Genomic DNA, 9,637 nt, shown 5'->3' on the forward strand with positions numbered 1-9,637 from the left:
GATGCGCCGACGCCTCCCCGCTTTCCTCGCCTCCACCGCCCTTGCCGCAGCAGGGCTGGTGGGGTGCTCATCCGAGGGGGCATCGCCAAGCGGATGCTCCCCTGTTGATATTGCCGCGGTGCGCGAAGCCCTGCCGGATTCGCTCGCTAAGGCCAAGCTCGACCCGCACTCCACCGACGAGGATGAACACTCCTTCTCAGTGCTCTACCGTGCACAGGATAAGGAGCAGGTCAGCCTACTGGGGACGAAGTATGAGGCCGAGGGCGCACCCGTGTGCCCCGATGACCCCAATGAGGCGGCACAGCGCTACTTAGAGCTGCTGCACGACGACCTCGATGCCCAAAACGCCGCCCAGCAGCGCCCCGCCAATGAGTACTCCCCCTTCGAGTTCACCGCCGCTGACAGGCGCTTTTACTGCTCCGCCTGGCCGGTCGAAGAGTCAGTGTCTACCACCTGCGTGACCACCGTGGGCGATGTGGCGCTGAACTACTACCTCCACCGTGATGGCCACGACTCCGCAGCCGAGCAACAACGCATGGAAGACATCGGCGCAGAGCTCGCTCCCGCCCTGCAGGACCTGGACTAGTCCGGGCTCACCACATCGTGGTCGAGGCCCTGCTCGCGCCGGCGCTTTTCCGCCCGGCGCTTCTGCGGCCCGATGGTGGTCTCCGGGTTCTTCACCGCTTCCAGCCCGGCGTTAAGCACGCCAAAGCGCGTGCACGCCGAGCCTGCCAAGAGCGATAGCCCCGCGGCTACCGAGACGGCCCGTGACTTCGTCACCGCAGCCACTGCACTACCGACACCGCCGGCCGCGATGAAGTATTCCGAGGCCTTCATCAACGCGCCCGGCTTGCCCTCGTGCAGCGCCTCGCGCGGCTCCGGCTCCATGCCTTCTTCAAGAACCTTGGTCGCCACCAGATCGCTGGCCGCCGCGGCCATACCCAACGCGCGGGCCGGTCCCGCGTGCTCGACCGGAGTGGTCACCATAGCCAGGCCTGACGACGCCGCGCCCGCCGAGGAAACGAAGACATACGGCAGGTGCTTTTTCATGTCATTCCACACCGGGTTCGAGGTATTAGACAGCAATACCGCGGTATAGCCCGCGAGCGGGCCGCCAAGCACGCCCGCTATCGCGCCCGCCGGCCCGGCCGATTTCTTCAGCGCCGTGCGCACGAACTTCGGCAGCGGCAGCTTGTGGCCAGTCGCCGCATCCACTTCCGCGGCGGCCGGCAGCGCGGCCGCGCTGGCAAATCCCGACAAAATCCACGAGCCCATGGACATTGGCGAGGTCACCTTGAAGACGCGGAACATGTTCAATGCGCGTTCCGGGCGGCCCAAGTCCAGAATCAAAAAGACCGATCCCACGGCCGCCGCGCCAAAGGCAGAGATCCGCGTGGTGCGACGCAGCGGCGCATTGCCCGCGGCCTGTGTACCGGCAGCCAAGAGCCCCGAGCCACCGCTCACGCCGCCCAAGAAGAGGTAGGCGCCGATAGGCCATTCCCACGGCGGAGCCTTCACCACAGGTCGGCCATAGTAAGACGAAAACTCGAAGTCCTGCGCCATGCGCTCCTCTTTGGAGCCATCTTGCGCGCCGGCGCCCGGACGCTTCCGCTTCTTCTTCGGCTTCGTACCGTCGAACTTCCGGTAGCGATTGCGCCGCTCCGGCTGCGGTGGACGGTATTCATCAAAGTTGCTCATTTACGTCCCCCAATCAGGAAGGAACCAGCCACGGCCAGCGCCATGCCGCCGATAGCCTTGGCTGCGGTCTTATACATCTGCGGCAAATCGGCCGTCGGCACGCGCGGGTCCGGCGGCAAACCGTAGACCTCAGGTGAATCTAGAAGCAAGAAGATGGAGCCGGTTCCGCCCACGCCATCGTCTTGGTTGGCACCGTAAAGGCGGGCCTCAGTTAGCCCTTGTTCGTGCAATACGCGCACGCGTCCCTTGGCTGCGGCCAGCATCTCCTCGTACGGGCCGAACTGAATGGAATCAGTAGGACAGGTCTTAGAACATGCTGGCTGTTCGCCCTGCTTCAGGCGGTCGTAGCACATGGTGCACTTTTGGGCCACGCCCAAGTTCTTGATCGGCATCGACTCGCCTGGCGTGTGGTCCGGCCCTTGCGGGGCAAGCTGCTTGAGCTTTTTCAGCACGTTCACGCCGGCATGGGAGTTATCCACGTAATCCACCGTGGCCGTCTTGTCATATTTCAGCGCCACACCGCCGTCATCGCGGCGCTCGATGACGCCAAACGGGCAGCCGGCCACACACGTGCCGCAGCCATTGCACACGTCATCTTGGACCACAACGGTGCCAAACTCGGTGCGGAACAGCGCGCCTGTAGGACACACGTCCAGGCAGCCCGCATGCGTGCAGTGCTTACACACGTCCGAGGACATGAGCCACCGGAACGTATCCGTATCCGGCGGGGTGGTATCCACCTCTGGGGCCTGCGCCCCTACCGAAGGCATGCCTAAGGAAATGAGATTCTTTCCCTCCTCGCGGGCATGCTCGATGCGGTCATTGTTTTGCTCCACAAAGGCCACGTGCCGCCAGGTATTTGCACCCAGTGCGCCGGTGTTGTCATAGGAATCACCCGTGACGTCATAGCCTTCTACCGGGTTGCGGTTCCACTCCTTGCACGCCACCTCACAGGCCTTACACCCGATGCACACGGAAGTGTCGGTGAAAAAGGCCATACGGCGGTACTTGTCATAGCCATGCCGGCTCGCGTTTTCGGTCAGAAGATTGGTCATTTACTTACCTTCTTCGCTTTCCTCGCCCTTCTCGCCGTGTTCATCCGCATCCGCGGGCTGCTGCGGCTCTGGGTTATAGGTGAAGGAATCATCCACGGTGAGCAGATCATTACCAGAATCCAGGTTCAGGTGCGCGCGCTTCTGATACTCCTTGAGCATCTCCACACGAGCCTCACCACGGGGGCGACGCCCCGGCTGGATATCGCAAGCGCCGATCTTGGAATTCTGGATGAATACGTTTGGCTCCAACGTAAGGCCCAGCAGATCATTGGCGCCATCGCCTGCAACGGCCGTGGAATCGGACTCGCCGTAGTGATACGGCAGGCCGATCTGGTGGAACTCCTCACCATTGATCTTCATCATCTGCATGCGGTCAGTGACCAAGACCTGTGCCTCAATGACGCCGCGCGGCGAGATGATCGTGGCCCACTTGCCGTTTTCCAAGCCACGCTTTTCTGCCAAGGCCTTATCGACCTCGCAGAAAAGGCCCGGCTGCAACTCCGCTAGGTACGGCAGGCGGCGCGACATCGCACCCGACGTATACATCTCGGTGAGGCGGTAGGTGGAAAAGACAAACGGGAACACCTCCGAGCCCGGCTCGCCTGGCTCTGGGCGCGACAGGTTGTCTGGGCGCTTAATGGTCAGGCGCGTCGGCGATTGCTGCTGTTTGTACAGCACATTGTGCACCGGAGACTCGTGCGGCTCATAGTGGGTGGGCAATGGGCCGTCGGAAAGCCCCGACGGCGCAAACAGCCAACCGCGGCCATCCGCCTGCATGATGAAGGCATCGGTGCCGTCGAGGGCGTCCGGGCCCACGGCGTCGACCGGAGCCTTGTAGTCCGGGGCCTTGGTAGCCGGGAAGTCCGGCACGTCATCGCCAACCCATTGACCCTGGTCAGCGTCCCACCACACATACTTCTTGCGCTCCGACCACGGAGTGCCGTCCGGCTTCGCCGAAGCACGGTTGTAGAGCAGGCGACGGTTGGCCGGCCATACCCAACCCCACTCGGGAGCTACCTCGTTTTGCTCCGACCCCGGTACCTTGCGCGCGGACTGATTAATGCCGTCCTTAAACACGCCGGTATAGATCCAGCAACCGCCCGAGGTGCTGCCGTCATTCTTCATCTCCACGAAGGCAGGCAAAAGCTCGCCCTTCTTCGGGCCCTCTAGGTAGTAGCCGTTGATCTCCTTGAGGACGTCCTCAGAATTCGGCTCGCCTTCCTCGGTTTCCACATAGTCCCACGTGACCTTCTGCAGAGGAATATCTCGCGGATCGGTGGAATCGCGCAGGCGCTCCTTGATCTTCTTGCCCAGCTGGTAGAAGAACCAGAGGTCACTCTTTGCATCCCCTGGCGGTGGGGCTGCCTGGAAACGCCACTGCAACATGCGCTGCGTCTGGGTAAAGGTTCCTGCCTTTTCCACGTGGGTGGCCGCCGGCATCAGGAAGACCTCGGTGCCGATGTCTTCGGTCTTAAGCTCGCCGTTTTTAATCTCCGGCGAATCCTTCCAGAAGGAGGCGGTCTCAATCTCCTGGAAATCGCGTACGACCAGCCACTTCAGCGCCGCCAAGCCACGGCGTTGCATACCGCCGTTGGACTGTGCCACGGCCGGGTTCTGGCCAAACACAAAGTAGCCTTCCACCTGCTCATCCAGCATGGCCATGAGCGTTTCATAGGTCGAATGCGCACCAGAAATGCGCGGCATGAGGTCATAGCCCCATCCATTGTCCTTGGTTGCCGCATCGCCCCAATAGGACTTCATCAGCGAGACTGCGTAGTTCTCACCAATCTGCCAGAAGCCCTTCTGCGACTCGTTACGGATTCCATCAACAAACTCTGGCCAGCTTTGCTTTTCGACGCTCGGCATCGGCAAATACCCCGGCAGCGAGTGGAACAACGTCGGGATATCGGTAGAACCCTGAATCGAGGCGTGGCCGCGCAGCGCCATAATGCCCGAACCTGGTCGTCCCACATTGCCGGTGAGCAGCTGCAAGATGGCCGCGGTACGAATAAACTGCGCACCCAGAGTGTGCTGGGTAAAGCCCAAGGCATAGGCAAAGCAGGTGGTGCGATCCGGCGTGGAATTCCGCGCGATCGACTCCGCCAAGTAATAGAAGTCCTCCTGCGCAATACCGCAGGTCTCCTCCACTACCTCAGGCGTATAGCGCGCGTAGTGCCGCTTGAGAATCTGGAAGACCGAATTCGGATGCTCTAGCGTCTCATCGCGTTCCACATTCCACGACGCACCCTCCGGCTTCTGCACGTATTGCCACGAATCCGTGACGTACTTACCGGTCTCTGGGTCATAACCAGAGAACAGACCATCCAGATCTTCGGTGTCCTGGTAGTCCTCCGAAATGATCATCGGCGCATTGGTATACGCCACCACGTAGTCATGGAAATACAGGTCATTGTCCAGCAGGTAGTTAATGACTGCGCCCAAAAGCACCACGTCCGTACCGCCGCGAATGCCAATGTGGCGATTCGCAAAGGCAGACGTGCGCGTATAACGCGGATCCACGTGAATGATGCGGGCACCACGCTTCTTGGCTTCCACCACCCACTGGAACCCCACGGGGTGGCATTCGGCCATATTAGAACCCTCAATGACGATGCAGTCCGCATTCGCCATATCCTGCAGCGGTTGGGTTGCGCCGCCGCGGCCAAACGAAGTTCCTAGACTAGGAACAGTGGCGGAGTGTCATATACGCGCCTGGTTCTCGAGCTGAATCGCACCAGCGGCGGTAAATAGCTTCTTGATGAGGTAATTTTCCTCATTATCCAAGGTCGCACCGCCCAAACCGGCGATGCCCATCGTGCGGTTGAGCACACGACCTTCATCGTCCACATCCTGCCAGCCATTGCGGCGGGCCTCCAAGAAACGATCCGCAATCATCTCCATCGCGGTATCTTCATCAAGGTCCTGCCACTCCGTAGAGTGCGGCGCACGATACTTAATCTTGGTAAGGCGCGTAGCGGAGTTGATCAACTGCTCCGACGCGGATCCCTTAGGGCACAGGCGCCCACGGGAAATAGGCGAATCCGGATCGCCCTCCACCTGGATGACGCGGTCATCTTTGACATACACGCGCTGCGAGCAACCAACCGCACAGTACGGGCACACCGACTGCACCACGCGGTCCGCTTCCACGGTGCGCCCATGCTTATCTTTACTCTTTTGAGACTGCGTATTGACGTCCCTTCCGAAGGGATCGCCACTGCGCAGCTGGCGCACAACCGGCCAGTTGAGAGGGCTAAAGCGAGACATGTCCTTTAATCTATATTTCGCCGGTTAAAAAAGCCACAAAGGCTACCCTAACTAGCTTGCACCGCCCAGAGTGCCCGCTTAATCCCCTCGACGATGTCCGCCAGCTCCATCATGGGCTTTTCCGTTTTCTCCTGCTTTGTAATGTACGGAACGTGGACAAATCCTGCGCGCACCTCCGTCGCTGCAAAGTGGTGCAAGAGACCATAAAGTAGCTGGTTACACACGAAAGTCCCTGCCGTGTTCGACAACCGCGCCGGAATATCCTCCATCGCCGCAACCATTTCCTTTACCGGCAGCGTAGAGAAGTATGCCGCCGGGCCGCCTTCCACAACCGGTACATCCACCGGCTGATAACCCGCATTATCAGGAATATCGGCATCCATAACGTTAATCGCGACCCGCTCTGGGGTGATATGCGCCCGCCCACCGGCCTGGCCCAAACATACAATTGCATCGACCGCCGAGCCCTCCGCGGCCTCGATCGCCCGACGCAGCGATTCCCCGAACTTCGTCGGGATCACCAGCTTGATGAGCTCCGCGTCTCCAATGCGATCCGGCAGTTGCTGAAGCGCTCGTTCCGTGGGGTTGATGCTCTCTCCGCCGAAGGCGTCAAATGCGGTTACGAGGATTTTCATGCTGCCAGTATTCCAGATCCCGGGCCCTCCCACCCTTCGCGCTCACCGGCAGCGCTTGGATGGCACTTCCCCTTGGTCCCGGTGAGTGGCAAGGGCGTAGGCCCTAATCCCCGCTCCCCTCGCGCTCACCGGGAGCCATACTCCAAGTACTCAGGGCCCTGCCCGTGAGCGCGAAGGGCGGGGTGCCTAACCGATCTGCTGCTTCGTAGTGCAGTCGATCTTCGCATATGAACGTCCATTCTTATCTACAGACGTCATGGCATAGTTTCCGCCATAAGCTCGGCACCCGGTGTAGTTATCGACCACCGGTGCCGGCCGAGGTGCGGGCTGCTGTTCGGGAGCTTGGTATTCAGCCACCTCGTCGTGCGTTTGTTGCTCCGCTACCTCTACTTCCGGCGCATCGTGCTCCTGCTGACGAATCTCTTCTTTCCGCTCCTCTGCACGGCGGCGTTCTTCTTCCTGGCGCTCCTTCTCGCGCTTCTCTTCCTCCAATTTCTCGATCTCTTCGCGGGCTTGTTTCTCCTTTCCCTCAAGCTCGCGTTCCTTCTTCGCGGCAATCTCCTTGGGAGCATCCGGATACGCTGCTTTCTGGAAGGTGCTTCGAGCATCTTTGTGGCGAGTCAGAACCGCTAATCCGGCCTTCGCAGCTGCTGACTTGTCCAATACATCCTCGTACCCTGCAATATCAGCTTCCCCGGAAGCTGCAAATGCTGCCGCCGCAGCTTCAGCGCCGCTAAGCGCTTCGGCCATGTCCTCATCGCTGGAGACCTTGCACTCGTCCGAGACCCCAAAGATCCCTTCGCCAGCATCTTTAGGGCGGCGTTCGGCGTTGTGCACTTCGTCATAAAACTTGTCGTTTCCACCAAATACGACTGCAGTGGCCAGCCCTTCGGCCGCGACATCCGCGTTAATGAAGTCATCGTCGATAAAGACACCGGCAAGGGTGCGGCCGTACTTGTCGGTCCGCTCGGAGTCATATTCCAACCGAACCTCCGTCCCCTTTGGCAGCCGTCCTTCCAAGTACTGCTTCGCTTCCTCCGCGAGGCACTCACTCGGTTCGCCGTTATGGCCGATTTCCGGCGTATCAATATTAAGTAGCCGGACGCGGGTATTTTCGCCGTCTATGTCGACGTCAATGGTGTCGCCATCGATCACTCGATTGACCACCACTGCATCTTCATCGCCGCCGCCTAAGGCAACGGAAGCCACAGCTCCGACTGCGAAAATGCCAATGAGAGGTTTAACCCAGCCCATGAATGTTCCTCCTGAGAAAGATAGAGAGAGTAGCTACTTAAAGTTAGCAATGGGACACACGTGGTAGTTCAAGCTCCCCTCCCTTCGCGCTCATCGGCGTCGAAAAGCAAGCACAAAACCACCTCTCCGTGAGCGCGAAGGGTGAGGTTGTGGACACAGCAAATATCCCGCGCTTTGTACCTACAGACGTAGAAGGAATAAGCTGAGCGATGTTGAAGTTGAACAGAACAGTATCTGGAAAATAGTCCGATCTGTCCATTTTTATTTTCAAAGGAATCTTAATGTCTCAACAAGAATCTTCGCGCTCCAAGCTTCCAGGCTGGGCCACGGGATTCGGTGCCCAGGTCATCGCGGGCCTTATTATCGGCCTCATCCTAGGCTTCATTGCCTCCGGCATGGATACCGACCCAGACAACCCCGGCTGGTTGACCACCCTACTCACGGGCGTCGGCGGCGCCTACGTCCAGCTACTCAAGGTGATGATCCCGCCACTCATCTTCGCCGCCGTTGTTACCTCCGTTGCAAATCTGCGCAAGGTGGCCAACGCCGCGTCCCTGGCAATCTCCACACTGGTATGGTTTGCCATTACCGCATTCTTCTCCGTCTTGACGGGCATCATTGTCGCCGTCGTGATGAAGCCGGGCATCGGCACAAGCATCGATGCTTCTACCGCGCAGGACCCTTCCCACGTCGGTTCATGGACCGCGTTCTTTGAGCAACTTCTCCCCCAGAACTTCGTGGGCCTTTCTGCCTCGCTTTCCGACGGCGAAGTATCCCTCAGCTTTGGTGCCCTCCAGCTCCTCGTCATCTCGCTAGCCATTGGTATCGCCGCCGTCAAGACTGGTAAGTCTGCTGAGCCTTTCCTGCGCTTTACCGAGTCCTTCCTGAAGGTCATTCAGGTCATCCTGTGGTGGATTATCCGCCTTGCCCCGATTGGCACCGCGGCCCTTATTGGTAAGGCCGTAGCTACCTACGGCTGGGATGCACTGGGCTCGCTGGGCAAGTTCGTCTTGGCCATGTACGTCGGCATGGGCCTAGTATTTGCCGTGGTCTACCCGGCAGTGCTGAAGTTCAACAAGATCCCGGTCATCGGCTTCTACAAGCGCGTATGGCCCGTGACCTCCCTAGGCTTTGTCACCCGTTCTTCGATGGGCGTCATGCCAGCTACCGAGCGATTCAGCGAAAAGGCTATGGGCGTTCCATCCGAGTACGCTTCCTTTGCTATTCCGCTGGGCGCAACTACCAAGATGGATGGCTGCGCTTCCGTATACCCAGCCATCGCTGCCATCTTCGTCTCCCAGTTCTATGGCATCGACCTTGACTTCACCCAGTACCTGCTCATCATCTTCGTGTCCGTTATCGGCTCCGCCGCTACTGCAGGCACCACCGGCGCAACGGTGATGCTCACCCTGACGCTTTCCACGCTCGGACTGCCACTGGCCGGCGTTGGTCTCCTGCTAGCTATCGAGCCGATTATTGACATGGGTCGTACCGCACTCAACGTCACCGGACAGGTGCTGTGCGCCACCATCGTGGCTAAGCGCGCCGGCATCCAGGACAAGGCAACCTGGGATGCTGCCGAGAACGGCGTCAAGGACATTATGGATTCTGACTCGGCCGAGGCCATCGGCGTCAAGGCTTAACCAGTCTCCTAGGCGGATTCTAGGGGTCGTTGCAACGATGATGGTTAGTTTGGTTTGATGCTACCGGTTTGTGTGAGGGCGTTGG

At 59.7% G+C, this 9,637-nt stretch carries 7 protein-coding genes; 2 read left to right on the top strand and 5 right to left on the bottom strand.

Annotation, left to right across the window (positions count from 1 at the left end):
• The first annotated feature begins 1 nt into the window (after position 1).
• Complete coding sequence (locus tag QP884_RS10095) at positions 2-586, top strand: hypothetical protein (RefSeq protein WP_284821921.1); 585 nt, start codon at positions 2-4, stop codon at positions 584-586.
• Here the strand turns inward: QP884_RS10095 and nrfD are convergent.
• From nrfD to QP884_RS10120, 5 genes are all read right to left on the bottom strand, one after another.
• Complete coding sequence (gene nrfD, locus QP884_RS10100; RefSeq protein ID WP_284821922.1) at positions 583-1,698, bottom strand: NrfD/PsrC family molybdoenzyme membrane anchor subunit; 1,116 nt, start codon at positions 1,696-1,698, stop codon at positions 583-585. The genes QP884_RS10095 and nrfD overlap by 4 nt on opposite strands.
• Positions 1,695-2,753, bottom strand: coding sequence for a 4Fe-4S dicluster domain-containing protein (locus QP884_RS10105; protein WP_284821923.1), 1,059 nt, complete (start codon positions 2,751-2,753; stop codon positions 1,695-1,697). Before QP884_RS10105 ends, nrfD begins: the two co-directional genes overlap by 4 nt.
• Positions 2,754-6,020: a formate dehydrogenase-N subunit alpha gene (gene fdnG / locus QP884_RS10110; RefSeq protein WP_284821924.1), complete on the bottom strand. Its 3,267-nt coding sequence runs from the start codon at positions 6,018-6,020 to the stop codon at positions 2,754-2,756.
• A 47-nt stretch (positions 6,021-6,067) separates the two neighbouring features.
• On the bottom strand, positions 6,068-6,655 hold the full coding sequence (gene pcp, locus QP884_RS10115) for a pyroglutamyl-peptidase I (RefSeq protein ID WP_284821925.1): 588 nt from the start codon (positions 6,653-6,655) through the stop codon (positions 6,068-6,070).
• 186 nt (positions 6,656-6,841) lie between these two features.
• Complete coding sequence (locus QP884_RS10120; RefSeq protein WP_284821926.1) at positions 6,842-7,864, bottom strand: thermonuclease family protein; 1,023 nt, start codon at positions 7,862-7,864, stop codon at positions 6,842-6,844.
• A gap of 326 nt (positions 7,865-8,190) precedes the next feature.
• Here QP884_RS10120 and QP884_RS10125 point away from each other — a divergent pair, with 326 nt between their 5' ends.
• The gene (locus tag QP884_RS10125) at positions 8,191-9,552 is read left to right on the top strand and encodes a dicarboxylate/amino acid:cation symporter (RefSeq protein WP_284821927.1); all 1,362 of its coding nucleotides are present in this window, start codon (positions 8,191-8,193) and stop codon (positions 9,550-9,552) included.
• Positions 9,553-9,637 lie beyond the last annotated feature (85 nt).

Origin of the sequence: Corynebacterium tuberculostearicum, from assembly GCF_030229345.1 — a bacterium.
GTDB classification, from domain to species: Bacteria; Actinomycetota; Actinomycetes; order Mycobacteriales; family Mycobacteriaceae; genus Corynebacterium; species Corynebacterium tuberculostearicum_G.

Excerpts from the sequence above, each read along its gene's own strand:
- QP884_RS10095 (WP_284821921.1), top strand. The coding sequence starts at position 2 with ATGCGCCGACGCCTCCCCGCTTTCCTCGCCTCCACCGCCCTTGCCGCA.
- nrfD (WP_284821922.1), bottom strand. The coding sequence starts at position 1,698 with ATGAGCAACTTTGATGAATACCGTCCACCGCAGCCGGAGCGGCGCAAT.
- QP884_RS10105 (WP_284821923.1), bottom strand. The coding sequence starts at position 2,753 with ATGACCAATCTTCTGACCGAAAACGCGAGCCGGCATGGCTATGACAAG.
- pcp (WP_284821925.1), bottom strand. The coding sequence starts at position 6,655 with ATGAAAATCCTCGTAACCGCATTTGACGCCTTCGGCGGAGAGAGCATC.
- QP884_RS10125 (WP_284821927.1), top strand. The coding sequence starts at position 8,191 with ATGTCTCAACAAGAATCTTCGCGCTCCAAGCTTCCAGGCTGGGCCACG.